This window comes from Microbispora rosea, assembly GCF_044460045.1.
GTDB classification, from domain to species: Bacteria; Actinomycetota; Actinomycetes; order Streptosporangiales; family Streptosporangiaceae; genus Microbispora; species Microbispora rosea.
On sequence record NZ_JBITJO010000004.1, the window covers coordinates 983158 to 1008158 of the forward strand.

At 70.7% G+C, this 25001-nt stretch carries 29 protein-coding genes; 3 read left to right on the forward strand and 26 right to left on the reverse strand.

The window, feature by feature from the left end:
• Positions 1-105: 105 nt before the first annotated feature.
• The 4 genes from ACIBK1_RS21750 to rplM form a co-directional block, all read right to left on the reverse strand.
• Positions 106-2913 (reverse strand): helix-turn-helix transcriptional regulator, encoded by a 2808-nt coding sequence (locus tag ACIBK1_RS21750; protein WP_396737220.1) that lies wholly within the window; start codon positions 2911-2913, stop codon positions 106-108.
• A gap of 105 nt (positions 2914-3018) precedes the next feature.
• Positions 3019-4404 (reverse strand): phosphoglucosamine mutase, encoded by a 1386-nt coding sequence (glmM, locus tag ACIBK1_RS21755; RefSeq protein ID WP_396737223.1) that lies wholly within the window; start codon positions 4402-4404, stop codon positions 3019-3021.
• Positions 4404-4925, reverse strand: coding sequence for a 30S ribosomal protein S9 (rpsI, locus tag ACIBK1_RS21760; protein ID WP_030508354.1), 522 nt, complete (start codon positions 4923-4925; stop codon positions 4404-4406). The genes glmM and rpsI overlap by 1 nt, the downstream gene beginning before the upstream one ends.
• A 30-nt stretch (positions 4926-4955) precedes the next feature.
• On the reverse strand, positions 4956-5399 hold the full coding sequence (gene rplM / locus ACIBK1_RS21765) for a 50S ribosomal protein L13 (protein ID WP_030508353.1): 444 nt from the start codon (positions 5397-5399) through the stop codon (positions 4956-4958).
• Positions 5400-5736: 337 nt separating this feature from the next.
• On the opposite strand from rplM, the gene ACIBK1_RS21770 reads away from it, so the two are divergent.
• From ACIBK1_RS21770 to ACIBK1_RS21780, 3 genes are all read left to right on the forward strand, one after another.
• Entirely contained in the window at positions 5737-6462 is a 726-nt protein-coding gene (locus ACIBK1_RS21770; RefSeq protein ID WP_396737226.1) for a CAP domain-containing protein, read from the forward strand.
• Positions 6463-6503: 41 nt separating this feature from the next.
• Complete coding sequence (locus ACIBK1_RS21775) at positions 6504-7745, forward strand: hypothetical protein (protein WP_396737229.1); 1242 nt, start codon at positions 6504-6506, stop codon at positions 7743-7745.
• Between the two features lie 106 nt (positions 7746-7851).
• The gene (locus tag ACIBK1_RS21780; RefSeq protein WP_396737232.1) at positions 7852-11685 is read left to right on the forward strand and encodes a hypothetical protein; all 3834 of its coding nucleotides are present in this window, start codon (positions 7852-7854) and stop codon (positions 11683-11685) included.
• Positions 11686-11773: 88 nt separating this feature from the next.
• On the opposite strand, the gene truA is transcribed toward ACIBK1_RS21780, so the two are convergent.
• The 22 genes from truA to rplN form a co-directional block, all read right to left on the reverse strand.
• Positions 11774-12664 (reverse strand): tRNA pseudouridine(38-40) synthase TruA, encoded by an 891-nt coding sequence (truA, locus tag ACIBK1_RS21785; RefSeq protein ID WP_396737235.1) that lies wholly within the window; start codon positions 12662-12664, stop codon positions 11774-11776.
• A gap of 94 nt (positions 12665-12758) precedes the next feature.
• Positions 12759-13289, reverse strand: coding sequence for a 50S ribosomal protein L17 (gene rplQ / locus ACIBK1_RS21790; RefSeq protein WP_076432516.1), 531 nt, complete (start codon positions 13287-13289; stop codon positions 12759-12761).
• Between the two features lie 148 nt (positions 13290-13437).
• Entirely contained in the window at positions 13438-14454 is a 1017-nt protein-coding gene (locus ACIBK1_RS21795) for a DNA-directed RNA polymerase subunit alpha (protein ID WP_030508347.1), read from the reverse strand.
• Positions 14455-14609: 155 nt separating this feature from the next.
• Complete coding sequence (rpsD, locus tag ACIBK1_RS21800) at positions 14610-15236, reverse strand: 30S ribosomal protein S4 (RefSeq protein WP_030508346.1); 627 nt, start codon at positions 15234-15236, stop codon at positions 14610-14612.
• A gap of 20 nt (positions 15237-15256) precedes the next feature.
• Positions 15257-15661, reverse strand: coding sequence for a 30S ribosomal protein S11 (rpsK, locus tag ACIBK1_RS21805; RefSeq protein WP_020542285.1), 405 nt, complete (start codon positions 15659-15661; stop codon positions 15257-15259).
• 36 nt (positions 15662-15697) lie between these two features.
• Positions 15698-16078 (reverse strand): 30S ribosomal protein S13, encoded by a 381-nt coding sequence (gene rpsM, locus ACIBK1_RS21810; protein ID WP_030508345.1) that lies wholly within the window; start codon positions 16076-16078, stop codon positions 15698-15700.
• A 231-nt stretch (positions 16079-16309) separates the two neighbouring features.
• The gene (rpmJ, locus tag ACIBK1_RS21815; protein ID WP_003956441.1) at positions 16310-16423 is read right to left on the reverse strand and encodes a 50S ribosomal protein L36; all 114 of its coding nucleotides are present in this window, start codon (positions 16421-16423) and stop codon (positions 16310-16312) included.
• Positions 16424-16469: 46 nt separating this feature from the next.
• Positions 16470-16691, reverse strand: coding sequence for a translation initiation factor IF-1 (gene infA / locus ACIBK1_RS21820; RefSeq protein WP_030508344.1), 222 nt, complete (start codon positions 16689-16691; stop codon positions 16470-16472).
• 421 nt (positions 16692-17112) lie between these two features.
• On the reverse strand, positions 17113-17559 hold the full coding sequence (locus ACIBK1_RS21825; RefSeq protein ID WP_036406737.1) for a DUF1707 SHOCT-like domain-containing protein: 447 nt from the start codon (positions 17557-17559) through the stop codon (positions 17113-17115).
• A 67-nt stretch (positions 17560-17626) separates the two neighbouring features.
• A complete protein-coding gene (gene map / locus ACIBK1_RS21830; RefSeq protein ID WP_030508342.1) occupies positions 17627-18457 on the reverse strand; it encodes a type I methionyl aminopeptidase in 831 nt (276 codons plus the stop codon).
• Between the two features lie 86 nt (positions 18458-18543).
• Entirely contained in the window at positions 18544-19197 is a 654-nt protein-coding gene (locus tag ACIBK1_RS21835; protein ID WP_030508341.1) for an adenylate kinase, read from the reverse strand.
• On the reverse strand, positions 19197-20504 hold the full coding sequence (gene secY / locus ACIBK1_RS21840; RefSeq protein ID WP_030508340.1) for a preprotein translocase subunit SecY: 1308 nt from the start codon (positions 20502-20504) through the stop codon (positions 19197-19199). The genes ACIBK1_RS21835 and secY overlap by 1 nt, the downstream gene beginning before the upstream one ends.
• Positions 20505-20685: 181 nt before the next feature.
• Complete coding sequence (gene rplO, locus ACIBK1_RS21845; RefSeq protein ID WP_396737240.1) at positions 20686-21141, reverse strand: 50S ribosomal protein L15; 456 nt, start codon at positions 21139-21141, stop codon at positions 20686-20688.
• A 2-nt stretch (positions 21142-21143) separates the two neighbouring features.
• Positions 21144-21326: a 50S ribosomal protein L30 gene (rpmD, locus tag ACIBK1_RS21850; protein WP_030508337.1), complete on the reverse strand. Its 183-nt coding sequence runs from the start codon at positions 21324-21326 to the stop codon at positions 21144-21146.
• A 2-nt stretch (positions 21327-21328) separates the two neighbouring features.
• Positions 21329-21961 (reverse strand): 30S ribosomal protein S5, encoded by a 633-nt coding sequence (rpsE, locus tag ACIBK1_RS21855; protein WP_030508336.1) that lies wholly within the window; start codon positions 21959-21961, stop codon positions 21329-21331.
• Positions 21962-22025: 64 nt separating this feature from the next.
• The gene (rplR, locus tag ACIBK1_RS21860) at positions 22026-22409 is read right to left on the reverse strand and encodes a 50S ribosomal protein L18 (protein WP_030508335.1); all 384 of its coding nucleotides are present in this window, start codon (positions 22407-22409) and stop codon (positions 22026-22028) included.
• A 2-nt stretch (positions 22410-22411) separates the two neighbouring features.
• Complete coding sequence (rplF, locus tag ACIBK1_RS21865; RefSeq protein WP_030508334.1) at positions 22412-22954, reverse strand: 50S ribosomal protein L6; 543 nt, start codon at positions 22952-22954, stop codon at positions 22412-22414.
• An 18-nt stretch (positions 22955-22972) separates the two neighbouring features.
• On the reverse strand, positions 22973-23371 hold the full coding sequence (gene rpsH / locus ACIBK1_RS21870) for a 30S ribosomal protein S8 (protein ID WP_030508333.1): 399 nt from the start codon (positions 23369-23371) through the stop codon (positions 22973-22975).
• A gap of 111 nt (positions 23372-23482) precedes the next feature.
• On the reverse strand, positions 23483-23668 hold the full coding sequence (locus ACIBK1_RS21875; protein ID WP_030451489.1) for a type Z 30S ribosomal protein S14: 186 nt from the start codon (positions 23666-23668) through the stop codon (positions 23483-23485).
• 2 nt (positions 23669-23670) lie between these two features.
• On the reverse strand, positions 23671-24240 hold the full coding sequence (gene rplE / locus ACIBK1_RS21880; RefSeq protein WP_030508332.1) for a 50S ribosomal protein L5: 570 nt from the start codon (positions 24238-24240) through the stop codon (positions 23671-23673).
• On the reverse strand, positions 24240-24539 hold the full coding sequence (rplX, locus tag ACIBK1_RS21885) for a 50S ribosomal protein L24 (protein WP_143734084.1): 300 nt from the start codon (positions 24537-24539) through the stop codon (positions 24240-24242). Before rplX ends, rplE begins: the two co-directional genes overlap by 1 nt.
• A gap of 8 nt (positions 24540-24547) precedes the next feature.
• Positions 24548-24916 carry a 50S ribosomal protein L14 gene (gene rplN / locus ACIBK1_RS21890; RefSeq protein ID WP_030508330.1) on the reverse strand — a complete coding sequence of 123 codons (369 nt, stop codon included), beginning with the start codon at positions 24914-24916 and terminating at the stop codon, positions 24548-24550.
• Positions 24917-25001: the final 85 nt, after the last annotated feature.

Here is a 25001-nt window from a genome sequence, read left to right on the forward strand (position 1 = left end):
GACCACGCGGGCCGGTTCCCGCGAACGGTTTGACCGCCGTCACTGTCGCGCGGTCGCAGCCGTACGCGCATCGGTGAAATCACCGGTGCCCCCGACTCGTCTGCCTCAGGACAGGAGGCGGGTCAGTTCGACCCGGGAGCGCACGCCGAGCCTGGCGAAGATGTTCCTCAGGTGGTGCTCCACCGTGCGCGGGCTGATGAACAGCCGGGCCGCCACCTCGCGGTTCGTCGCGCCCTCCGCCACCAGGGTGGCGATCTGGAACTGCTGCGCCGTGAGCAGCCGGCCGGCGTCGGAGCGGGAACCCGAGGGCCGCACCGACTCCCCGGCCGCGCGCAACTCCGCGCGGGCGTGCTCGCTCCACAGGCGGGCGCCATACCGCTCGAACGTCTCCAGGGCGCTGTGCAGGTGCTCGCGAGCCGCACCGGGGCGGCGCGACCGCCGGAGCATGCCGCCGTACAGCAGCCGCGTGCGCGCGGTCTCGAACGCGCACGCCCCCTGACGGTGCAGCTCGAGCGCCTCGGCGAAGCGCTCCGCCGCCTCGGCCGGGGGCGCGAGCAGCGCGTGGCACCGCGCCGCCAGCGCCAGCCGGTCGGGGTCGCGGGTGCTGTCGGCCCAGCGGTCCAGCACGACCAGCGCGTCCCTCGCCTGCGCGATGTCCCCGGTGCGTACGGCGCTCTCGACGAGCAGCGGCGTCGCCATCACCCGCACGACGAGGGGGTCTCCGGTGCGGGCCACCGCGCGCAGCCGGTTCACGGCGTCGCCGTGACGGTTCGCCGCGACGTCCAGATGGGCCAGGGCCAGCGTGCCGAGCGCCTCGGCCACGCTGACGCCGTGGGCGGCGGCCAGCTCGACGGCCCGCGCCGCCCGCAGGACGCAGGTCTCCTCGTCGCCCGCGACGGCGGCGGTGAACGCGAGCCAGGCGAGATGCTGCGCGCCGCTGGTGGCCCGGCCCGTCTCCTGCGCCAGGCGCAGGCCGTCCATGGCGTTGGCCGCCACCGCGTCGTAACGGCCGCTCCAGAGCTGGGCCTGGATCAGGATCTCCAGCATCTGCGGCATGCTGGCGACCGCGCCGTGGGCACGCGCCATCTCGACCGCCCGCGACGCCAGCGTGAGCGCCTCGGCGCCGTTGCCGAGCAGGAGGTTCGCGACGCCGCCCCACACGAGCGTCGAGGGGCTGCCGGCCGAGGGCGGCGCGATCACCCCGGTGGCGACCCGGCGCAGCGAGGCGGTCGCCTCACGGTGCCGTCCCCGGAAGGTGGCGGCCATGCCCGCGAGATACTCCAGCGCCAGGCGCGTGACGTGGTCGTCGCCGGGCCGCCGCAGGGTCTCGGCCCGCCGCGCGATCGCCAGGAACCGGCGATTGTCCCCCGCCAGGTAGCTCGCCTCCCCCGCCCGGACGAGCGCGCGCACGGCCTGCTCGCGATCGGTGCGCAGCAGCCGCTCCGCGGCGGCGAGCAGCGTGTCGCAGGCGCTGCCGGTCGTGCCGGCGCGCAACTCCAGGCTGCCCCTGACCAGCTCGGCGCGCCCGCGCACCTCGACGCCGGCCGCGAGCGTGTCTATCCGGGACAGCAGCGACCTCGCCCGCTGCGGCTGCCCCGCCTGCCAGGCGTGCCGGGCGGCGGCGGCCAGCCGTGCGGCCTTGGCCTCGCCCTGCCCGGTGAGCTCGGCCGCCCGTTCGAGGACGCGGAACGGCTCGGGGAAGGCCGCCGCCGCCCTCCGCGTCGCCGCGAGCGCGCGTACGAGTTCCTCGGCCAGTTGCCCGGGGGGCCCGTCGAGGGCGGCGGCGCGGTGCCAGGCCCGCCGCAGCCGCTGGTGCTCCCCGTCGGAGACCCCGTCGAGAAGGCTCGCCAGCAGGCGGTGGGCGGCCCGCCGCCGGGCAAGGGACGCCTCGGCGTACGCCACGTGCCGCAGGATCGGGTCGGCGAGGTCGAAGCGGCCGCCCGGCGATTCGACGACGACGCCCGCGTTCTCCGCCGCCTCAAGGGGCGCCAGGCCGGACCGCGCCTCGGCCGCGCGCACCAGCGTGACCGCGTCGATGCCGGGGTCGGCCGCGATCAGCAGGACGAGGTCGGCGGTGTCGGCGGGCAGGCCACGGAGCCGGTCGGCGTACGCCCGCCACAGCCGCCCGCCGCGCGGCGGCGTCTCGGGCGGCGGAGCCGAGCCCTTGTGGTGCGCGTCCGTCAGCGCGCCGGCGAGTTCGGCCAGCGCGAGCGGGTTGCCGCGGGCCGCCCGGACCAGCGCCGCGCGCAGGTCACCCGGGAGACCTGCGGGGACGAGGTCGTCGAGCACCTGAAGGGACGCCCGCTCGTCGAGCGGGGCGAGCGGCAGCGGCGGCAGGCCGCCGGAGGCCGTGCCGGGCTCCGCGGAGGCGAGCAGCACGGCGACGGGGACCGTGACCGCTCGGCGGGCCACGAAACAGATCGCCTCCCGGCTGGGGGCGTCGAGCCACTGGAGGTCGTCGGCGCACACCAGCACCGGACGCCCGGCGGTCTGCAGGAGCCGCAGCAGCGCGGCGGGCAGCGCCAGGCCGTCCGCGGCGACGCCGGTCCGCAGCGCCTCGGCGAGCATCCGCGACCCCGCCGCCGCCGGATCGGCGTGCGGCCCCGTGCCGGCCGCCTCCAGCCGGTCGGCGAGCGGGCGGAGCAGGGCGTGCAGCCCGGCGTACGGCAGGTGGGTCTCGCCCCTGACCCCCTGGGTGCGGAGTACGAGGAACCCCTGCTCGTCCGATGCGCCGGCGGCCGCGTGCGCGACGGCGAGGTCGAGCAGCGCGGTCTTGCCCGCACCCGGACCGCCGAGGAGGAGCAGGCACCCGCCCGCACCGGCCCCGGCCTGGTCGACGAGCGCGCGCAGCGCGTGCGACTCCTTGTCACGACCCCTTAACGCCCCCGACCGACCACCGGTCAAATCACACATAAACCAGTGTTACGCGCACATTTCGCAATTGAGAAGGTCCTCCAATAAGGAACCCCGCCGGGCACGTTGCCCGGCGGGGTCCTCATGAGTGGTGACGCGGGGGCGTCAGGTGCAGACGGTGCGGACGACGTCCGCCAGGCGGTCCGCCACGGCCTTGGCCTGGTCGTGCGACTCGGCCTCGACCATGACCCGGATCATCGGCTCGGTGCCGCTCGGGCGGATCAGCACGCGGCCGGTCTCCCCGAGCTCGTCCTCCGCCTCGGCCACGGCCGCCCGCAGTTCGGGGGCGGAGGCCTTCGCCTTCACCACGTCCCTGACGTTGACGAGCACCTGCGGCAGCTTCGTCATCACCGACGCGAGGTCGGCGAGGGAACGGCCCTGCCGGGCCACCTCGGCCATCAGGTGGAGCGAGGTCAGCAGGCCGTCCCCGGTCGTGGCGTGATCCAGCATGATCACGTGACCGGACTGCTCGCCGCCGAGGGTGTAGCCGCCGTCCTGCATCGCCTCCAGGACGTACCGGTCGCCGACCGCGGTCTCCACCACGGACAGGCCGGCCTCCCGAAGGGCGAGCTTGAACCCCAGGTTGGACATGACCGTCGCGACGACCGTGTCCTTGGCGAGGCGGCCGTCGGCCTGCATCGACAGGGCCAGGATCGCCATGATCTGGTCGCCGTCGATCTCCTCGCCCGTGCCGGTGACGGCGAGGCAGCGGTCGGCGTCGCCGTCGTAGGCGATGCCGAGGTCCGCGCCGCTTCCGACGACGGCCTCCCGCAGGGCGGCCAGGTGGGTCGAGCCCACGCCGTCGTTGATGTTCAACCCGTCCGGGGCGGCGCCGATGGTCTCCACGGCGGCGCCTGCGCGCAGCAACGCCTCCGGAGCGACCATGTGCGCCGCGCCGTGCGCGCAGTCGACGACGACCCGCAGCCCGTCGAGGCTGTGGGGCAGGGTGGTCAGCAGGTGCGAGACGTATCGATCGGCCTCGCCGTACGCCTCGCGGACCCGGCCGACGGACTCGCCGACCGGACGGTTCCACTTCTCCCCGAGCCGCTGCTCGATCTCGTTCTCCACCGCGTCGGGCAGCTTGTAGCCGCCACGGGTGAAGAACTTGATGCCGTTGTCGGGTGCGGGGTTGTGCGACGCGGAGAGCATGACGCCGAGGTCGGCGCCCAGCGCGTTGGTCAGATACGCGACCGCGGGGGTGGGCAGCACGCCGAGCCGCAGGACGTCCACACCAGACGACGCGAGGCCGGCGACCACGGCGGCCTCCAGGAACTCTCCTGAAGCTCGCGGGTCCCGGCCTACGACGGCGATCGGGCGGCCGCGCCGCCCGACACTGGCGTAGAACGCCCCGGCGTCGCCGAGCACGTGCGCGGCGGCCACGGACAGGTCCATGGCCAGCTCCGCGGTGAGGTCGCGTCCGGCGACCCCACGTACCCCGTCGGTGCCGAAGAGGCGCCCCCGGGAGGGGGCGCCCACGGGGTTCCGCGACATTAACGCTTGCTGTACTGCGGAGCCTTACGGGCCTTCTTGAGGCCGTACTTCTTCCGCTCCGTGGCGCGGGCGTCACGGGTGAGGAAGCCGGCCTTCTTCAGCGGCGGGCGGTTGACCTCGGCGTCCAGAGCGGCGAGCGCGCGGGACAGGCCCATGCGCAGCGCACCGGCCTGGCCGGTCACGCCGCCGCCGTCGATGCGGGCGATGACGTCGAACGCGTCCTCGGCGCCGAGCACGACGAACGGCTCACTGATCAGCTGCTGGTGGACCTTGTTCGGGAAGTAGCTCTCCAGCGAGCGGCCGTTGATCGTCCACTTGCCGGTGCCCGGCACGATGCGGACACGGGCGATGGCCTCCTTGCGGCGGCCGGTGCCGTACGAGTTGCCCGTGGTGACGGGCTTGCGCGCGGCGCCCTCGCCGGCGGGAGCCGACTCGGTGGTGTACTCGGAGGGGAACTCCTCCGCAGTGAAGTCTTCCGGCTCGCCCTCGACGAGCGTCTCGATACCGGTGGGCTCGGCCACGGTTCTCCTCTTAACTTTCCTGGCTCGCGATTACTGGGCGATCTGGGTGATCTGGAAGGGCACCGGCTGCTGGGCCTGGTGCGGGTGCTCGCCGCCGGCGTACACCTTGAGCTTCTTGGCCATCTTCCGGCCCAGGGCGTTCTTGGGAAGCATGCCGCGGACGGCCTTCTCCACAGCCCGGTCCGGACGCTTCTCCATGAGCTCGCCGTAGGAGACGGCGCGCAGACCGCCGGGGTAACCCGAGTGGCGGTACGCCTTCTTCTGCTCGAGCTTGTTGCCGCTCAGGGCGATCTTGTCGGCGTTGATGACGATGACGAAGTCACCCGTGTCGACATGCGGAGCGAAGATCGGCTTGTGCTTCCCGCGGAGCAGGGTCGCCACCTGGCTGGCCAGCCGGCCGAGTACGACGTCGGTCGCGTCGATGACGTACCACTGACGTTCGACGTCGTTGGGCTTCGGTGAGAACGTGCGCACGGCAGTGCCTTCTGTCGGAATGTGAACTCTCGGTAGGTTGCGCAGGCACGGCGACAACCTCCGTCTCCACATGTACGGGAGAAGACGCCGGACGCGCCGTGCACCGGTCTGCGGACAGACCGATCCACACACAACGAACTAGCAGACTACCGACCCGATGCCGCCTGGTCAAAACAGCGAGAGGCGCGGGTGTTTGGAACGACTCATTTGAACGTTCATCAAATCCATACCCATTCGCCCCTTCTTCCCCATGGCGTGTATCCCTATATTTGACTGCGGTATGTGGCAGACCCCTCACAAAAAACACACCTTCCGTGGCCCCCTACGGGGGACTCAGATGGGTCTGCTGGCGTGCGCGGTGGCCATCCTGCTCACCGGCGTCGTAATCGGCAGGATGAGCGCCAGATCGAGCGTGGTCGACGGCGTCTATCTGCGCGAGGCCGAGCCGTCCCCGTCGTCGAGCGTGATGGCGGCGGGCGCGGAGCCGCGCGACCGGCCCACCCTCGACCACGTGCTGGGCACCGTGGCTCCGGTCACCCCCCGGCAGGTGCCGCAGCGCCGCCCCCGCAAGGAGAAGCCGCCCTCCACGCTGATCGACGGCTCCGACAGCGGCTCGCGGCACACCGTCATCACTCCCGGAGGGGACGGCGGCGGCGACGAGTACGACGCCGACTCGATGCGGGCCGCCTCGATGGAGGCCGAGGTCGTGCGCCTGGTCAACGCCGAGCGCCGCAAGCACGGCTGCCGGCCGCTGCGCGTGGACCCGCGCCTGGTGGAGTCCGCCCGCGCGCACTCGGACGAGATGGCGTCGAGCAGGCTGTTCCGGCACAGCTCCCCCGGCGGCGCCTCCCCCTGGGACCGCATGGGCGCGGCGGGCTACTCCGAGGGCGGTGCCGAGACGATCGCGAGGGGCTATCAGACCGCCCAGACGGTCGTACGCGGCTGGATGGCCGGGCGCAGCGACCGCGCCACGCTGCTCAACTGCGGCCTGGTCGCGACCGGGGTCGGAGTGAGCATGGGCGAGGGCGGTCCATGGTGGACCGAGGACTTCGGGTATTCCTGACCCTTCCTCATCTGTCCAGATAGCCGACTAATCTCAGCGCCATGGGTTATCCCGGCGACCAGCAACCACCTCCGCCGCATCATCCCCCGGATCCCCGCAGGCGGGACCTGCCGCCGTACTCCGGGTGGGACGACTCGCCTCTCGCCGGCCGTCGCGACGTGCCTCCCTACGGCGGGGGGCAGCCGCCGTACCAGCGCGAGCCGTCACCGTACGCCCGCGAGCAATCGCCGTATGAGCGCTCGCCGTACGAACGCTCGCCACATGAGCGCTCGCCGTACGAGCCCGAGCAGGCGCCGTCCCAGGCCTACCAGCAGCAGGCCTACCAGCAGCAGCCCGAGCAGCCGCCGTACACCGGGCGCGGGCCCTTCGAGCAGGACGGCCCCCGCGGTGCGGAGGAGCTCGCCTCCGGCCCGTACGGGGCCCCCTCCGGGGCGTACGCGTCCTCCTCGGGCGGCCAGACGGGCGGCCAGGCGGGCGGCGACTGGGATGCGCGGCGACGGCAGCCGACGGCACCGCGGGTGCCTGCGCCGCCGGAGCCCGTGTGGGATCCGGACGCGAAGGGCCCCTGGTGGCGTCGCCCCTGGGCGCTCGGCCTCGCCCTCCTGCTCTTGATCGGGGCGCTGTTCACCGGTCTGTGGTACGCCGCGCGCACCGAGAAGCCGCCGGTCGCCGCCCCGACGCCCACCGTCCGCCCCTCGGAACCGCTCGTCTCCGAGGGGCCCCCCGGCAAGTTCGGCTACACCGCCTCACGGACGACCGACAAAAGCCCGCTGTCGCTGCGAGAACTGTTCGCGAAGAGCAAATTCGTCAAGAACAAGCGTTCATACGTCCGCACCGCGTACCGCAAGGAGAAAAAGTGTGCGGACGGCGTCACCGGCGACAAAATCACCAAGGCGCTCAAGGCGGGCGGGTGCACGCAACTGCTGCGGGCGAGCTTCGCGGACTCCAAGGGCACGGTCATCGGCACCGTGGGTGTCGCCAACCTCAAGACCTCCGCCACGGCGAAGAAGGTCGCCTCCGCGGGGGGCGGCGGCGAGCGCAAGGACTACCTCAAGCCGCTGCCGGGCAAGGACGAGGCCACCAAGCACCTCGGCACCGGTGAGGCGTACGCGGGCGGCTGGACCCACGGCCACTACGCGGTGCTGCTCTGGTTCCAGTTCAAGGATGGCCACAAACCAGCCAAGAACGAGCTGAAACGGCTCTACCAGACAGCGGTGGACGTCACCGACGCGACTGTTTTCCCTGCCCTCGACACCCGTTCTTTGAACGGTGGCCCCAGATGAGGCCAGCCGTTCCCTGAGGTGGAGGACGGTGGGCGACCTGGGGCGGCACGGACCGAAACGCCCATAGGGGCACGCCGATCGCGCCCGCGCCGTTACGCTTCCGGCTATGCGTGGCAAGGATTCCGGTTCCGAGCACGAACACGAAACGGCGTGGGCCCGCCCCGAGGCGGACGCCGAGGGCTCGGCGACACCTCCGACGCCACCTCCGAGCTTCGGCCAGACCCCGCCCGGGTTCGGTCAGCCCCCGGCGGACGACGGGACGGCCTGGGCCCCGGACGCCGCGGGTGCGGCGGACCGGTCTCCAGCCGTGCCCTACCCGACCAGGTTCGGGCTGCCCGGCGGTCTCGGGGCGCAGGAACCCCCCGACAACGACCCGGAGAGCACGAACAGGTTCAGAGCCGTTCCGGCGTACGGCCCTCCGCCCGCCGCCCCCGCCGCCCCTGGAACGCCGGGGGCACCGGGAGACGCCGGGATGCCCGGCGATGCCGGCATGCCGGGGGACGCCGGAGCATCCGGTGACCACGGGGTATCGGGGGACGCCGGGAACCTTCCCGCGCCGCGCCGCCCCGGCGACGAGGCCCTCGGCCTGCCCGGCCCCGGCGAGCCGCATCCCGGCGCCGGTCACGAAGCCGGTCACGGAGCCGGTCATGGGGCCGGTCCCGGCGTCGTGCCTCCGCAGCCCGCATACGGCGCCGGCACGCCCACCTGGCAGCAGCCGGAGGGCCAGGGCATCCACTCGTGGCAGCCGCCGGGCCCAGGCGACTGGCAGCAGCCCGGCCACGGCGCCCAGGGACATCCCGGGTATGGCCCGCCCGCCTGGCAGCCCCCGGCTCCGGTCACGCCTCCATGGCAGCCTCCGGCGGAACACGCCGCCCATCCCCAGCCGCCCGCGCCGGGCCCGGGCGGGCCCTCGTGGCAGCCCGAGGGCCAGGGCGTCCACGCGTGGCAGCCTCCGGCCGACCCGAACGCCGCGCACTGGGAGCACCCGCACCAGCCCCCGCAGCACCCGCACCAGCCCCCGCAGGGCCCGGGCGAGCCCTCGTGGCAGCCCGAGGGCCAGGGCGTCCACACGTGGCAGCCTCCGGCCGACCCGAACGCCGCACGCTGGGAGCACCCGCAGGGCCCGGGCGCGCCGCCCTGGCAACCCGCGCAGAACGCGGGCGGCCCGGCGTACCCGCAGGTTCCCCCGCCTCCGGGCCCGCAGCAGCCCGTCCACGGCCCCGGGACGCACGCATGGCAGCCGCCCGCGCAGGGGCCGAACCCGGCGTGGCAGCCACCGGCCGACCCGGGAGCGCAGCCCTGGCCTCCGCAGGGTCCGGGAACGCAGGCCTGGGAGCCGCCCCCGGGCTCGGCCCCGCAGCCGTGGCAGCAGGAGCCGCCCTCGGCGGGCGGGGGAGGTCCGCAGATGTGGCCGGCCCCCGTCGGCGATCCCGGCGCGCAGCCCGGTCCTCAAGCCGGTCCCCAACCCGGTCCTCAAGCCGGCGCGCAGCCCGGCGGCGTCACCTCCTGGCCCTACTCCGGCAACGAGTCGCAGTGGCCGCAGGGATCCCCCCAGGCCGGGACGGGTGACACCGTCCCCGCACCCTGGACGGCCCCGCCGGGCGGCGCACCGGCCGGGCCCGGCGCCTTCGGCGCGTCCCCCTCGCCCTACGACGACGGATCTCAGGGCGGGGCGTGGCAGGGCCCGGCCGGGTCCCCCGCCTGGTCGCAGCCCGGCGGCCCGCCTCCGGCACCGGCCGCGTACGGGCCGGATCAGCAGAACGCCGGTGGTCCCTGGGCCGCCCAGCCCGGCGAGACGGCGCCCGGCGTGCCGACGTTCGGCGAGTGGGGGCCTGCCCCCGCCTCGGGCCAGCCGTCCGGCGGGGAGGCCTGGTCCCAGGCCCCGGCGCCCCACCAGGGGTATCCACCCGCCGCCCCGCCGCAGTACGGGCCCCAGAACGGGCCGCAGTACGGGCCCCAGAACGGGCCCCAGTACGTGCCGCAGCCCGGCCAGGACTTCGCGCCCGCGCATCCGGAGGCGTACGGGCAGGGAGCCGTGCCCCCGGAGGCGATCCGCCCCGGGGAGCCCGGAGACGTGCCCGTGTGGCCGCCGCGGCTGCCGGGCGAGCCATACCCGCAGGGGGAGCTGCCCGCAGGCACCTCCTGGCCCCCCACGAACGCCTATCAGGACGAGCCCGGCACCCTGCAGGCGTCCGAGGGCCCGTCCGGCGACAGGGCGGGCGCGCCAGGCGGCACGCCCGGCGACGCGCGCACTCCCACCGGCACGCCCGAGCACCCCACCGCATCCGACGACCCCACCGCGCCGGGCCATCTCAGCGCGCCCGACGACCCCACCGCGCCCGGCCACGTCGCCGTGCCACAGCACACCGGCGCACCCGGGGACGCGCCGCGTCACGCCGGCATGCCTGCCGACGGCGGCTCGCCCGCCGGAGGACCGGGACAGCCGGACGCCCTCGCATCGGGCGGTTCCGGGCAGGACGCTACGGCGTCGTATCCCGCCGCACCGGATCAGACGGATCAGACCGTGCCGGGTCACGCCGGGCCGGGTCACGCCGGGCCGGGTCATGCCGGGCCGGGTCATGCCGGGCCGCCCGAGGGCTTCGGGGCCGAGATCGCCCATGCGGTGACCCCCGTCGAGGGGCTCCCGCTGCCCGGCACACCGTACGAGCCCGGCCAGGCCTTCACGCATTCAGAACAGAGCACTCCGCACAGCGAACCGCAGCACCCGGCGCACGACAGGACCACGCAGCCGCTGCTCCCGCCGCAGCACGAGGAGCCGTTCCGACCGCCCACGCAGACATCGATCGCGCCTGGTCAGGCGCAGGACAGCGCACCGTACGGGACACCACTGGGGAGACAGGACGAGGCGCAGGGTCAGACCGCGTCTCCGTCACCGTCCCAGTCGCCGTCCGCGGCGTCCCCCTCGGATGTCCCGCCATCCGCCGCGCCCCCGGGTGCGGCGCCATCCGACACGCCGCCACCGGGCCCGTCCGCGAGCGACGGCGCCATCGGGGCGGACTCCCCCGACCCCAGTTCAGGACAGATGGCGACAACCTCTCCCACGACCGGTTCGCCCTCGCAGCCGACCGGTGAGACTCCGTTCGCGTTCACGCCGGTGACCCCGGCCAAGGCGGGCAAGCCGACGCCTCCACCCGGATTCGGGCCCGATCCCTCCACCCCCGGCAACCTCCCGGCGAGGCTGGACTCCGCCGGCTCTCCCCCCTCCGGCGGAAAGGTCAAGCGGATCCTGATGGCCGCCGGCGCGGTCGTCGTCGTGGGGGCCATCGGCACCGCGGCCTACTTCGCCTACGCGGGCGAGCCGGACGGCGACCAGGCCGCCCGTACGCCGGCCGCCACCACCGCCGCCCCGCCCCCCTCCGACGAGCCGACGCCGGCCTCCACGGTCTCCTCGGCCATCCTCGACTCCGAGCAGACCGATCCCAAGACCCTGAAGCCGACAGAGGCGTTCCCGGACGAGAAGGTGACGCTTGCGGGCCGGACGTACCGCCGCGTCACGGTCGACGTGACCGACGACTGCGGGAAGGCTGCGGTGGGCGCGTTCGCGCAGGCCCTCGCCGAGCAGCAGTGCCGCAGGGTGCTCAGGGCCACCTACGTGGACGGCAAGCACCAGTACGCGGTGACCGCGGGCATCGCCGTGCTGCCCGGCAAGACCGAGGCCCTCGCCGTGGACCAGGCCAAGGATCTCGGCACGAACGTCTGGTTCCGCGGCCTCGACGGCGACAAGAAGAGCCGGGCGGACAAGGTGACGATCTCCGGCGGCTACGCCGCGGGCATGGTGTGGGGACGCTACATCGTGTTCAGCTACGCCACCTACGCCGACGGGCACACCCCGGACGCGAACGACAAGAACCTCGCGCCGATCAGCGGCGCCTTCCGGGACAACATGGCGAAGGTGATCGAGAAGCGCGCCTCACGCTGACGATCACGGCGCGTGGCCTCCCGTCCGTACGGGGGTCACGCGCCGCGGGGCGGCTCCGGCCGGCCCCGGCGACCTCCACGACCGACGGTCAGGTGCTCAGAGTTCGCACGCGGCGGGTGGCGGCGGCCCGCCGCGCCAGTTCCTCCGCCCCGGGGTAGCGCACCTCTTCGAGCGTGAGACCGTGCGCGGGCGCGACGTGCACACCCGAGTCCCGTACGGCTCTCCCCAGCACCTCGGCGGGCCACTCGACGGGCCGCCTGCGCTCCCCCACGGTCAGCAGCGAGCCGACCAGCGCCCGGACCATCGAGTGACAGAAGGCGTCGGCCACCACGGTCGCGAGGAGGATCCCGTCCTCGCCCCTGACCCAGTCGAGCCGCTGCAGCTCGCGGATCGTGGTGGCGCCCTCGCGCCTGCGGCAGAAGGCGGCGAAGTCGTGCTCGCCCAGCAGGCGGGCGGCCGCCGCGTTCAGCAGGTCCACGTCAAGCGGCCGGGCGTACCACAGCACCTCACGCCGCCGCAGCGGGTCCACCCCGCCGGGGGCGTCGCCGACGCGGTAGCCGTACCGGCGCGACAGCGCGGAGAACCGGGCGTCGAAGCCCGCGGGCGCCACGCTGACGGCGTGCACCCGCACGTCGAGGGGCAGCACACCGGCCAGCCGCCTCGTCAGCACAGCGAGCCACTCAGCGCCGCGCTCCTCCCACGCCCGTTCCGGCTCCTCGGGGACGGGGGCGCGCCCGGACGACGCGGCGGCCAGCGCGGCGAGCGGGACGTCGACGTGCGCGACCTGTCCCCTCGCGTGGACGCCCGCGTCGGTGCGGCCCGCGACGGTGAGCGACGGCGGGGCGTCCAGCCGGAGGACGCGGCCCAGCGCGTCCTCGATCTCCCCCTGCACGGTGCGCCGCCCCGGCTGGCGCGCCCAGCCGGAGAAGTCCGTGCCGTCGTAGCCCAGGTCCAGCCTCAGCCGCAGTTCTCGCTCCACGCCATCCCTCGTACGGTGCCTCGTACGGTGCACAAACGAAGAGCGGGCCCAGCATCCCCGGAAGGGAAACTGAGCCCGCTCACAGAGCCTGGGATCAGGCCTCGTCCTTCTTGTCACCCTCCGCCGGAGCGGCCTCGGGGGCCTCGGCGGTGGTGCTCTCGGCGGCCTCGTCCTGCGCCGCCGGCGTCTCCTCGGCCTCCGCGGCGGCCGGAGCGGCCTCGGCGGCGGGCGCGGCCTGAGCCGTGCGGGAGACCCTGACCGGGTTCAGCTGCTCGGTGACCAGCTCGATGACCGCCATCGGAGCGGCGTCGCCCTTACGCGGGCCGAGCTTGGTGATCCGGGTGTAGCCACCGGGACGCTCGGCGTACGTCGGGGCGATCTCGGTGAAGAGGTGGTGGACGACGCCCTTGTCGCGGACGACCGTCAGCACCTGGCGACGGTTGTGGATGTCGCCCTTCTTCGCCTTGGTGATCAGCTTCTCCGCGAGCGGGCGGAGACGCCTGGCCTTGGCCTCGGTGGTGGTGATCCGGCCGTTCTGGAACAGCGCCGTGGCGAGGTTCGCCAGGATCAGCCGCTCGTGGGACGGGCTGCCACCGAGACGGGCGCCCTTGGTGGGCTTGGGCATTTCATGCTCCTCATGGATAACCCGCTCCGGCCGTGTCAGGTACCGGGGTCGGGCCGACCGGCGTACCGGTCGTGACTTGTCATCGCCGCCTCATGCCGCCCTGGACGGGCGGCACGAGACGGTGGTGCCGCTGCTCGGAGACGGGCGATCAGTACTGCTCGGTCTCGATGAACCCGCCGTCCTCGTCGTCGTACCCGCCGCCGGCGACGGCGGAGGGGTCGAACCCGGGCGGGGAGTCCTTGAGAGCCAGACCCATCTCGTGCAGCTTCTGCTTGACCTCTTCGATCGACTTGGCGCCGAAGTTGCGGATGTCCAGCAGGTCCTGCTCGCTGCGGGCGACGAGCTCACCCACGGTGTGGATGCCCTCGCGCTTGAGGCAGTTGTACGAACGGACGGTGAGGTTGAGCTCCTCGATCGGCAGCGCCAGGTCGGCCGCGAGAGCCGCGTCCGTCGGCGACGGGCCGATGTCGATGCCCTCGGCCTCGACGTTGAGCTCACGGGCCAGGCCGAACAGCTCGACCAGGGTCTTGCCGGCCGAGGCCACCGCGTCGCGGGGCTTCATGGACGGCTTGGTCTCGACGTCGAGGATCAGGCGGTCGAAGTCCGTGCGCTGCTCGACACGGGTGGCCTCGACCTTGTAGGTGACCTTGAGGACCGGAGAGTAGATCGAGTCGATCGGAATCCGGCCGATCTCCTGGCCAGGCTGCTTGTTCTGGGCGGCGGAGACGTAGCCGCGGCCGCGCTCGACGGTCAGCTCCATCTCCAGCTTCGCCTTGCCGTTCAGCGTGGCGATGTGCAGGTCGGGGTTGTGCACCTCGACGCCGGCCGGAGGCGCGATGTCGGCGGCGGTGACCTCACCCGGGCCCTGCTTGCGCAGGTACATCACCACGGGCTCGTCGTGCTCGGACGAGACGACCAGCGACTTGAGGTTCAGGATGATGTCGGTGACGTCTTCCTTGACCCCGGGCACGGTCGAGAACTCGTGGAGCACGCCCTCGATACGGATGCTGGTGACCGCCGCCCCCGGAATGGAGGACAGCAGCGTGCGCCGCAGCGAGTTGCCGATGGTGTAGCCGAAGCCCGGCTCGAGCGGCTCGATGATGAACCTGGACCGGTGCTCCTCGAGCGACTCCTCCTGGAGGCTCGGGCGCTGTGCGATGAGCATCAGGATCTCCTGGATCCGGGACGCCCCCGTCACGATGGACGAGAGGTCCCTAGGTTACGGCGACGCCCGCTATTTGACGCCGCTCGCCTACAACCATGATGCCGTACGGCCGGGAGTGTACCGGCCGTACGGCGTCATTTAATGCCGGGGCCCTACTACTTGGAGTAGAGCTCGACGATCAGCTGCTCCTGGACCAGCGTGTCGATCTGCTGGCGGACCGGGAGCTGGTGCACGAGGATGCGCATGTTGTCGGCGGAGACGCCCAGCCAGGCCGGAACGGTCTTGTCGCCGGCGGTCGCGCGGGCCACCTCGTACGGAAGGAGGTTGCGCGACTTCTCGCGGACCTCGATGATGTCGTGCTCGCGCACGCGGTACGACGGGATGTCGACCTTCTTGCCGTTCACGAGGAAGTGGCCGTGGCGCACCTGCTGGCGGGCCGCGTCACGCGACTCGGCGAAGCCGGCGCGGTAGACCACGTTGTCGAGACGGCTCTCCAGGATCTGGAGGAGGTTCTCACCCGTCTTGCCCGCCTTGCGGTTGGCTTCCTCGTAGTAGTTGTGGAACTGCTTCTCGAGGACGCCGTAGATGCGGCGGGTCTTCTGCTTCTCACGGAGCTGGAGCTGGTACTCCGACTCCTTCGGACGGCCGCGGCCGTGCTCACCCGGCGGGTACGGGCGGATCTCGATGGGGCACTTGGCGGACTCGCACTTCTTGCCCTTGAGGAAGAGCTTGGTCTTCTCACGGCGGCAGAGCTTGCAGTCCGGACCCGTGTAACGAGCCATTTCTCTCTACTCTCCTGAGCTCAGACGCGACGGCGCTTGGGCGGACGGCAGCCGTTGTGCGGGACCGGGGTCACGTCCTGGATGGACCCGACCTCGAGGCCGGTCGCCTGCAGCGAACGGATCGCGGTCTCACGGCCGGAGCCGGGACCCTTGACGAAGACGTCGACCTTGCGCATGCCGTGCTCCATGGCGCGGCGGGCGGCGTTCTCGGCAGCCATCTGCGCGGCGAACGGGGTGGACTTGCGGGAGCCCTTGAACCCGACGTGGCCGGCGCTGGCCCAGGAGATCACGTTCCCGTTCGGGTCGGTGATCGAAACGATCGTGTTGTTGAACGTGCTCTTGATGTGGGCGTGCCCGTGAGCGACGTTCTTCTTTTCCTTGCGGCGCACCTTCTTCGGTGCGCCCTGGCGGCTCTTCGGCGGCATTGAAGCGCTAACTCCTGGAAATGTGGCTGCTAAGGACTACTTCTTGCCCGGCTTCTTCTTGCCGGCGACGGTCTTCTTCTTACCCTTACGGGTGCGCGCGTTCGTCTGCGTCCGCTGACCGTGGACAGGCAGCCCCTTGCGGTGCCGGATGCCCTGGTAGCAGCCGATCTCGATCTTGCGACGGATGTCGGCCTGAACCTCGCGGCGGAGGTCACCCTCGATCTTGTAGTTCGCCTCGATGTAGTCACGCATCGGGACGAGCTCGGCGTCCGTGAGCTGGTGGACGCGCAGGTCGGGGCTGATGCCGGTCGCGTCAAGGATCTCCTTGGCGCGGGTGCGGCCGATTCCGAAAATGTAGGTGAGAGCGATCTCCAGCCGCTTGTCGCGGGGGAGGTCGACGCCAACCAGGCGGGCCATGGTCGGGCATTCTCCTTCAGTGTGGCGGAGGTCTGGCGCCACACTTCCCCTCCCATGCCCGGGCGAGGGCCCCGGCCTCCGACCGGGGGTCTCCCGCGTGGTACGGACTCCTCGCGGAGGCCGCCTGCGCGGGCGTGTGGCGCGATTTCGTTGTTCCGGCCCGCACGCGGTCGAGCCCGCCACAGGGGCGGACTCAGCAGGGGCCTGGTGGCGACGTACTGAGAGCTGGGCTCAGCCCTGGCGCTGCTTGTGGCGCAGGTTGTCGCAGATCACCATGACGCGACCGTGCCGGCGAATCACCTTGCACTTGTCGCAGATCTTCTTGACGCTCGGCTTGACCTTCATAGTCCTTATTCGTTCCGCATACGGCCCGTCCCCGCTGGCGGGGGGGCTACTTGTACCGGTAGACGATCCGTCCGCGACTCAGGTCGTAGGGGCTCAACTCCACGACCACCCGGTCGTCGGGCAGGATCCTGATGTAGTGCATCCGCATCCGCCCACTGATGTGGGCCAGGACCTTGTGACCGTTGTCGAGTTGCACCCGGAACATGGCGTTCGGGAGCGACTCAATAACAGTGCCCTCAATCTCGATGGCGCCGTCTTTCTTGGCCATGGCCCTCGCGTTTCACAGATCGGATCGTCAGAGGCTTCGGAACACTAAGCAGCCGCGACCTTCGGGCGCTTCCAGAGAGCGGCGACCAGCAAGGCCGCCTAGGCGCAAAGGTCATAGTGAACCGACAAAGGAGTGTACGACAACCCGGGCCGAATTGCGAAACGACGGCAGGGGTCCCGACACAACCAGATCACAGGGTACCCCCCGCGGGGGTATTAGGCGAATGCGGCGCCCGGCCGTTCCTCGTGCCGGCTTCCGGGGGGAAGCCGCCGCACCCCCCGCCCGGCACCGCCGAAATGCCGGGGCGGGTGGGTGCGGACTGAGCACCGCGGGGGGCACGGCCCGAGCGGGCCGTGCGTCGCGACACCGGACATCTACCCGCCCGAGGCTCCCGCGACGGCGGTCCGCCGGCAAAGAACGCTCAGGCGCCGCCCCGGGATCGCCCGCCCGCACTGGCGATCGTGTTGATGAGGAGGATGACGCCCCAGGGGCCCATGACCCACATCGGCCACGGAGGAATGAAATGACCTGAAGCGACGGTGGTGATGAGCCAGATCATCCAGCTCACGCCGCTGGCGGCCGCCCAGGCGCTCCACGCGCCCTTCAGGCTGCGGGCCTTGTCGTCAGGCCGGGCGGGATGGGGTCGTTGCACGGACTCTGTCGCGGCGGGCAGCCGGTGCAGGTCGATCTCCGGCAGATCGTAGGTGAGCCTGGCCAGTTCCCCGTACGTACGGCTCTGGTAGACCTGCTCCAGCCGCTCGTTGAACTCGTCGATGGTGAGCCTGCCCTCGGCCACGTGCTCGCGCAGTGCCGCGGCGACCCGGTCACGGTCGCCGTCGGAGGCCCGCATCTCCGGCGCTGCCGCCATCACCATCTCCTGGTCTTTCGAGCGATACGACCATTATCGTTCACGCGCCGCCGGAACGGGCGCCGGTTCAGGAGGCGCTCTCACCCGCGTCCACGGCGACGCCGGGGAAGCGGGAGGCTCCGCCGTCGAGCGCCGTGAGGACCAGGGGGCCGTTCTCCGTCACCGCGACGCTGTGCTCGAAGTGGGCCGAGGCGCGGCCGTCGAGCGTCACGACCGTCCAGTCGTCGGCCAGCACCTTGGTGCGGTCGGTGCCGAGGTTCACCATCGGCTCGATCGCGAAGCACATGCCGGCCTCGAAGCGGGGGCCGCGCCCCGGCCTGCCGTGGTTGGCCACCCAGGGGTCCATGTGCATCTCGGTGCCGATGCCGTGGCCGCCGTACTCCTGAGGGATGCCGTAGCGGCCCTGAGAGCGCACGTACTGCTCGATCTGGTGGCCGATGTCGGACAGGTGCCCCCCGACCCGCAGGGCGGCGATGCCGCGCCACATGGCCTCCTCGGTCACCCGCATGAGCTCGGTCAGCGCGGGGTCGACCTCGCCGATCCCGACGGTGATCGCCGAGTCGCCGTGCCACCCGTCGAGGATCGCGCCGCAGTCGATCGAGATGATGTCGCCCTCGCGGAACGGGCGACGGTCGGTGGGGATGCCGTGCACGACCTCATCGTTCACGGAAGCGCAGATCGTGGCGGGGAAGCCCTGGTAGCCCTTGAAGGACGGGATCGCGCCCTCGCCCCTGATGGCCTCCTCGGCGATGGCGTCGAGGTCGAGCGGCGTCATCCCGGGCCGGACCGACGTCCGGAGCAGCTCCAGCGTCCGGGCGACGACCAGGCCGGCCGCACGCATCTTCTCCAGTTGCTCGGCGCCTTTGATCTGGATTCCGTGCCGGTTCTTCTTGAACACGTGTCGCACCCCCTCTCGAAATTGTCCCATATAAGCCTGAACGCCACCCCATGCACTGGAGTGGCGTTCCCGGCTGCGGTAATGAATCAGTCGGCGAACCGCCGCAGCGCCGACATCGCCCGCTGAGTGATCTCCTCGACCGGCCCGGTCGCGTCGACCCCCTGCAGAATCCCCTCGTCGGCGTAGAACGAGATCAGCGGCGCCGTCTGCTCCTGGTAGACCTCCAGGCGCCGCCTGATGGTCTCCTCACGATCGTCGTCCCGCTGGAAGAGCTCCCCGCCGCAGGCGTCGCAGACACCCTCCACGGCGGGCGGGTCGAACACGACATGCCACACCTTGCCGCAGGAACGGCACGTACGACGGCCCGCCAGCCGCCGGACGACCTCGTCGTCCTCGACGACCAGGTTGAGGACAACGTCGAGCGCCGTGCCGAACTCGGCCAGCATCTTCTTGAGGACCTCGGCCTGGGGCACGTTGCGGGGAAAGCCGTCCAGGAGGAAGCCCTCCTGCGCGTCGTCCTCCGCCAGCCGGTCGCGGACCATGGCCACGGTCACCTCGTCGGGGACGAGGTCACCGCGGTCCATGTACTCCTTGGCGAGCTTGCCGAGCTCCGTGCCGCCCGAGACGTTGGCACGGAAGATGTCGCCTGTCGAGATTTTCGGGATCGACAGGTGCGAAGCGATGAACTGGGCCTGCGTCCCCTTACCCGCTCCGGGGGGCCCAACCAGGACGACGCGCACTATCTCAGGAAGCCCTCGTAGTTGCGCTGCTGAAGCTGGCTCTCGATCTGCTTGACCGTGTCCAGACCAACACCAACCATGATCAGAATGCTGGTCCCTCCGAACGGGAAGTTCTGGCTCGCACCGGCCACCGCCAGCGCGATGATCGGGATGAGCGAGATCACACCCAGATACGGAGCGCCCGCGGCCGTGAGCCTGTTGAGCACGTAGCTCAGGTACTCAGCGGTCGGCCGGCCCGGACGGATGCCCGGGATGAACCCACCGTACTTCTTCATGTTGTCAGCCACTTCAGGGGGGTTGAAAGTGATGGACACGTAGAAGTACGTGAAGAAGACGATCAGCAGGAAGAACGTGGCCATGTAGATGGGGTGGTCGCCCCTGATCATGTTCTGGGCCAGCCACTCGACGACCACGTTGGGCTTCTGGCTGTTGCCGAACAGCGTGACCAGAAGCTGCGGCAGGTAGAGCAGCGACGAGGCGAAGATGACCGGGATGATGCCGGCCTGGTTCACCTTGAGCGGGATGTAGGTCGAGGTGCCGCCGTACATGCGACGGCCGACCATCCGCTTGGCGTACTGCACAGGGACCCGGCGCTGCGCCTGCTCGATGAACACGACGACGCCGATCATCACGACGCCGACGACCATCACGACGACGAACTTGAACGGGCTCTGCCGGAAGATGTTCACGAGCTCCGACGGGAACACCGCGATGACCTGGGTGAAGATCAGGATCGACATGCCGTTGCCGACGCCGCGGTCGGTCACCAGCTCGCCCAGCCACATGATCACGGCGGTGCCGGCGGTCATCGTGACGACCATGGTGATCAGCGGGAAGACGTCCTGGCTGAGCAGGATCTCCTGGTTACAGTTCTGGAAGAGCTGCCCGCTGCGGGCCAGCGCGACGAACGCGGTGGACTGCAGCACCGCCAGCCCGATGGTCAGGTAACGGGTGTACTGCGTAATCCTCGCCGTACCGGCCTGGCCCTCCTTCTTGAGGGCCTCGAGCCGCGGGATCACCACCGTCAGCAGCTGCAGGATGATGCTCGCGGTGATGTACGGCATGATGCCGAGCGCGAACACTGAAAGTTTCAACAGGGCGCCGCCGCTGAAGAGCTGCACCATCCCGTAGATGTTGGCAGCGTCTCCCGCCTGGGCCTGCTCAAGACACAGGGCCACGTTCCGGGCGTTCACGCCCGGGGTGGGAAGCACCGAGCCAAGCCGGAACAGCACGATGATGCCCAGTGTGAAAAGCAGCTTCTTGCGCAGGTCAGGCGTTCGGAACGCCCGGGTAATCGCGGTCAGCACGGTCCCTCCTGCGCGCCAGTGACGCGGTAACGGTCGGCGATGGCCCGCAAGGCGTCCATCGACATGTCTTCCTGCCAGAGTGCTTGGTCGGACACGGGTGGACCCCCGTGCCAGGCGAACTCTAACGCACTACGGGCGCGGAGGCTCATAACGAACCTCCGCGCCTCGCGCAGCGTCATGCCTACAGCTCGGAAACCGAGCCACCGGCCGCGGCGATCTTCTCCTTCGCACTGGCGGAGAAGGCGTGCGCCTGCACGTTCAGCGCCACGGAGATCTCGCCGGTGCCCAGCACCTTGACGGGCTGGTTCTTACGGACCGCACCCTTGACCACCAGGGCGTCGAGCGTGACGTCGCCGCCCTGGGGGAACAGCTCCCCGAGCCTGTCCAGGTTGACGACCTGGTAGGTCGTCTTGAACAGGGCGTTGGAGAAGCCCTTCAGCTTCGGCAGCCGCCGCTGGAGCGGGACCTGGCCACCCTCGAAGCCCGGCATCACAGCCGTACGGGCCCTGGTGCCCTTGGTGCCCCGGCCGGCCGTCTTGCCCTTGGAGCCCTCGCCACGGCCCTTGCGGGTCTTGGCCTTGTTGGAGCCGGGGGCCGGACGGAGGTCGTGGATCTTGAGCGGAGCGTTCTCGGTCATGACTAGTCGACCTCCTCAACCACGACGAGGTGCGACACCTTGGCGACCATGCCCCGGATCTCCGGGCGGTCCTCCTTGACGACGACGTCGCCGATTCGCTTCAGACCCAGCGAACGCAGCGACTCACGCTGGTTCTGCTGGCCACCGATCTTGGACCGGGTCTGGGTGATCTTCAGACGAGCCATCACTAGCTCACCGCCTTCGCGGCCGCCGCAGCCTCGGCCAGGCCCTCCGCGCGAGCCTTCAGCATCGCCTTGGGAGCGACGTCCTCGATCGGCAGACCACGACGGGCGGCGATCTCCTCGGGCCTGCTGAGGCCCTTCAGAGCGGCCACGGTGGCGTGCACGATGTTGATCGGGTTGTCCGAGCCGAGCGACTTGGACAGCACGTCGTGGATCCCGGCGCACTCCAGGACCGCGCGAACCGGGCCACCCGCGATGACGCCCGTACCGGGCGAGGCCGGACGCAGGAGGACGACGCCGGCGGCGTCCTCGCCCTGCACCGGGTGCGGGATGGTGCCCTGGATGCGCGGAACCTTGAAGAAGTGCTTCTTGGCCTCCTCGACGCCCTTGGCGATCGCCGCGGGCACCTCCTTGGCCTTGCCGTAGCCGACCCCGACGAGACCGTTGCCGTCGCCGACGATGACCAGCGCGGTGAAGCTGAAGCGCCGACCGCCCTGGACGACCTTGGCCACTCGGTTGATCTTTACGACGCGCTCGATGTACGAGACGCCCTTGTCTGCGGCGCCACCGCGGCGGTCATCACGACGGTCACGCCGCTCGCCACCGCCGCCGGCACCGCGACGCGGAGCTGCAGCCATCAGTGGTTCCTCTTCTCGTTGCTCTTTGGATGGGCCGTCAGTCGCGACCCATGGGCCGGAGTCATCAGAACTCCAGCCCGCCTTCACGGGCGCTGTCCGCGAGAGCGGCGATGCGCCCCGCGTAGCGGTTGCCACCGCGGTCGAACACGACAGCGGTGATCCCGGCGGTCTTGGCCCGCTGAGCGAGAAGCTCGCCGACCTTCTTCGCCTTCTCGGTCTTGTCACCCTCGGCACCGCGCAGCGAGACCTCCATGGTGGAGGCGCTCACCAGCGTGTGGCCCTGAGTGTCGTCGACGATCTGCACGAACAGGTGACGGGTCGACCGGTTGACGACCAGGCGCGGACGCTCGGCAGTGCCGAAGACGTTCTTGCGGACACGGTGGTGCCGGCGAGCCCGGGAGACCGTGCGGGCGGCCGTGTGCTTGCCGAACGCAGTCTTTCCAGCCATGCCTACTTACCAGCCTTTCCGACCTTGCGGCGGACAACCTCGCCCTGGTAGCGCACGCCCTTGCCCTTATACGGGTCCGGCTTGCGCAGCTTCCTGATGTTGGCGGCGACCTCGCCGACCCGCTGCTTGTCGATGCCGTCCACGTGGAACAGGGTCGGCCTCTCGACGCGGAAGCTGACGCCCTCGGGAGCCTTGATGATCACCGGGTGGCTGAAGCCCAGCGAGAACTCCAGCTCCGTCGGGCCCTTGGCCTGGACGCGGTAACCGACGCCGACGATCTCGAGCGTCTTCGTGTAGCCCTGCGTGACACCCGCCACCATGTTGGAGATAAGCGTGCGGGACAGCCCGTGCAGCGCACGAACCTTGTTCTCGTCGTTCGGGCGGGTGACGGTGATAGTGCCGTCCTCGCCGCGCGAGACCTCGATGGGCTCGGCGACCGTGTGAGTGAGCGTGCCCTTGGGCCCCTTGACCTGGACTTCCCGGCCGTCGATCGTGATGTCGACACCCGCCGGTACGGGGATGGGCAGCCGTCCGATTCGCGACATGCTGAGTGCCTCCCCTCGTTACCAGACGTAGGCGAGGACTTCCCCGCCCACTCCACGCTTGCTCGCCTGCCGGTCCGTCATCAGACCGCCGGACGTCGAGATGATCGCGACGCCCAGACCGCCCAGAACTCGGGGCAGGTTGTCCTTCTTTGCATAGACCCGCAGACCGGGCTTCGACACCCGGCGCAGGCCTGCGATGGCGCGCTCGCGGCTGGGGCCGAACTTCAGCTCCATCACGAGGTTCTTGCCAACCTTCGCGTCCTCGACGCTCCAGCCCTGGATGTAGCCCTCCTGCTGGAGGATCTCCGCGATGTGTGCCTTGATCTTGGAGTAAGGCATGCTCACGGTGTCGTGATAGGCCGAGTTCGCGTTACGCAGACGCGTCAGCATGTCTGCGATCGGGTCGGTCATCGTCATGGCCGGTGGCCTTCCTCACCGCGGTTTCCCGATGGGACCTTCGGTGTGGTCGTGGGCGCTGCGATCAGCGCCCGGTTGATATGACTTCTGTACGGCTGGCCCGCGGAGGGCTTACCAGCTCGACTTCGTGATGCCGGGCAGCTCGCCCCGGTGCGCCATCTCGCGGAAGCACACCCGGCACAGCCCGAACTTGCGGTAGACAGCGCGGGGACGACCGCAGCGCGAGCACCGAGTGTACGCCCGGACCTCGAACTTCTGCTTGCGCGCTGCCTTGACCTTCAGCGACGTCTTCGCCATGATCAGGCCTCCTTGAAGGGGAAACCGAGGAGCTTCAGCAGCGCCCGGCCCTGCTCGTCGTTCTTCGCGGTGGTCACGACCGTGATGTCCATGCCCCGCTGCCGGTCCACCTTGTCCTGGTCGACCTCGTGGAACATGACCTGCTCGGTGAGGCCGAAGGTGTAGTTGCCGTTGCCGTCGAACTGCTTCGGCGACAGACCACGGAAGTCCCGGATACGCGGCAGCGCCAGCGACAGCAGGCGGTCGAGGAACTCCCACATGCGGTCGCCGCGCAGCGTCACGTGCGCGCCGATCGGCATGCCCTCGCGCAGCTTGAACTGCGCGATGGACTTGCGGGCGCGGGCGACGGCCGGCTTCTGGCCGGTGATCGCGGTCAGGTCGCGAACGGCGCCCTCGATGAGCTTCGAGTCGCGGGCGGCCTCACCGACACCCATGTTCACCTTGATCTTGGTGATCGTGGGCACCTGCATGATGTTCTCGATGCCGAACTCCTCGCGCAGCTTCGCGATGATCTCCTCGCGGTAGCGCTGCTTGAGGCGCGGAACGGTGCGCTCTTCAGTCGTGGCGGTCATCAGCTGTCCTCACCCGTCGCCTCGGCGTCGCCCTTGTCGGCGGCCTTCTTCTCGGGCTTCTTCTCGTCATCCTTGAGCTTCTTCACGTTGCTCACGTGGATGGGAGCCTCCATGGTCTGCACGCCGCCTTCCTTGGCGCCGCGCGGTCCCTGGTTGGTGACCTTGGAGTGCTTCTTGATCATGTTGACGCCCTCGACCACCACGCGCTCGTCACGCGGGTAGGCGGCGATGATCCGGCCCTTGGCGCCCTTGTCCTTGCCGGCGATGACCTGGACGAGGTCGCCCTTCTTCACGTGCAGCTTCGGCATCACAGCACCTCCGGCGCGAGCGAGATGATGCGCATGAACTTCTTGTCGCGCAGTTCACGGCCCACCGGGCCGAAGATGCGGGTGCCCCGGGGGTCACCGCTGTCCTTGATGATGACCGCGGCGTTCTCGTCGAAGCGGATGTAGGAGCCGTCGGGGCGGCGGCGCTCCTTCACGGTGCGCACCACGACAGCCTTGACAACGTCGCCTTTCTTAACGCCTCCGCCGGGAATGGCGTCCTTCACCGTGCCCACGATGATGTCGCCGATTCCCGCGTAGCGCCGACCCGAGCCGCCGAGCACGCGGATGCAAAGAATCTCCTTGGCACCCGTGTTGTCGGCGACCTTGAGCCGCGACTCCTGCTGGATCACGTCTACTCCTGTGTGTCGTGCCGGTTCTCACCCTCACGGTGAGCCTGGCCGAACCTGATGTGGTCTTTTTCCCTCGGCGACAGCC

What these genes read in the sequence shown, in the direction of transcription:
- rplR (WP_030508335.1), bottom strand. Translation starts at nt 22,409, where the DNA reads ATGGCTGGAAAGACTGCGTTCGGCAAGCACACGGCCGCCCGCACGGTC.
- infA (WP_030508344.1), bottom strand. Translation starts at nt 16,691, where the DNA reads ATGGCCAAGAAAGACGGCGCCATCGAGATTGAGGGCACTGTTATTGAG.
- ACIBK1_RS21825 (WP_036406737.1), bottom strand. Translation starts at nt 17,559, where the DNA reads ATGGCGGCAGCGCCGGAGATGCGGGCCTCCGACGGCGACCGTGACCGG.
- ACIBK1_RS21770 (WP_396737226.1), top strand. Translation starts at nt 5,737, where the DNA reads ATGGGTCTGCTGGCGTGCGCGGTGGCCATCCTGCTCACCGGCGTCGTA.
- rpsH (WP_030508333.1), bottom strand. Translation starts at nt 23,371, where the DNA reads ATGACGATGACCGACCCGATCGCAGACATGCTGACGCGTCTGCGTAAC.
- rpmD (WP_030508337.1), bottom strand. Translation starts at nt 21,326, where the DNA reads ATGGCTCGTCTGAAGATCACCCAGACCCGGTCCAAGATCGGTGGCCAG.
- ACIBK1_RS21750 (WP_396737220.1), bottom strand. Translation starts at nt 2,913, where the DNA reads ATGTGTGATTTGACCGGTGGTCGGTCGGGGGCGTTAAGGGGTCGTGAC.
- rpsE (WP_030508336.1), bottom strand. Translation starts at nt 21,961, where the DNA reads ATGGCTGCAGCTCCGCGTCGCGGTGCCGGCGGCGGTGGCGAGCGGCGT.
- glmM (WP_396737223.1), bottom strand. Translation starts at nt 4,404, where the DNA reads ATGTCGCGGAACCCCGTGGGCGCCCCCTCCCGGGGGCGCCTCTTCGGC.
- ACIBK1_RS21875 (WP_030451489.1), bottom strand. Translation starts at nt 23,668, where the DNA reads ATGGCGAAGACGTCGCTGAAGGTCAAGGCAGCGCGCAAGCAGAAGTTC.
- rpmJ (WP_003956441.1), bottom strand. Translation starts at nt 16,423, where the DNA reads ATGAAGGTCAAGCCGAGCGTCAAGAAGATCTGCGACAAGTGCAAGGTG.
- rplE (WP_030508332.1), bottom strand. Translation starts at nt 24,240, where the DNA reads ATGACCGCCACGACTGAAGAGCGCACCGTTCCGCGCCTCAAGCAGCGC.
- rplF (WP_030508334.1), bottom strand. Translation starts at nt 22,954, where the DNA reads ATGTCGCGAATCGGACGGCTGCCCATCCCCGTACCGGCGGGTGTCGAC.
- rpsK (WP_020542285.1), bottom strand. Translation starts at nt 15,661, where the DNA reads ATGCCGCCGAAGAGCCGCCAGGGCGCACCGAAGAAGGTGCGCCGCAAG.
- ACIBK1_RS21795 (WP_030508347.1), bottom strand. Translation starts at nt 14,454, where the DNA reads ATGCTCATCGCACAGCGCCCGAGCCTCCAGGAGGAGTCGCTCGAGGAG.
- rpsM (WP_030508345.1), bottom strand. Translation starts at nt 16,078, where the DNA reads ATGGCCCGCCTGGTTGGCGTCGACCTCCCCCGCGACAAGCGGCTGGAG.
- rplQ (WP_076432516.1), bottom strand. Translation starts at nt 13,289, where the DNA reads ATGCCCAAGCCCACCAAGGGCGCCCGTCTCGGTGGCAGCCCGTCCCAC.
- rpsD (WP_030508346.1), bottom strand. Translation starts at nt 15,236, where the DNA reads ATGGCTCGTTACACGGGTCCGGACTGCAAGCTCTGCCGCCGTGAGAAG.
- ACIBK1_RS21780 (WP_396737232.1), top strand. Translation starts at nt 7,852, where the DNA reads ATGCGTGGCAAGGATTCCGGTTCCGAGCACGAACACGAAACGGCGTGG.
- ACIBK1_RS21775 (WP_396737229.1), top strand. Translation starts at nt 6,504, where the DNA reads ATGGGTTATCCCGGCGACCAGCAACCACCTCCGCCGCATCATCCCCCG.
- rplO (WP_396737240.1), bottom strand. Translation starts at nt 21,141, where the DNA reads ATGACCGAGAACGCTCCGCTCAAGATCCACGACCTCCGTCCGGCCCCC.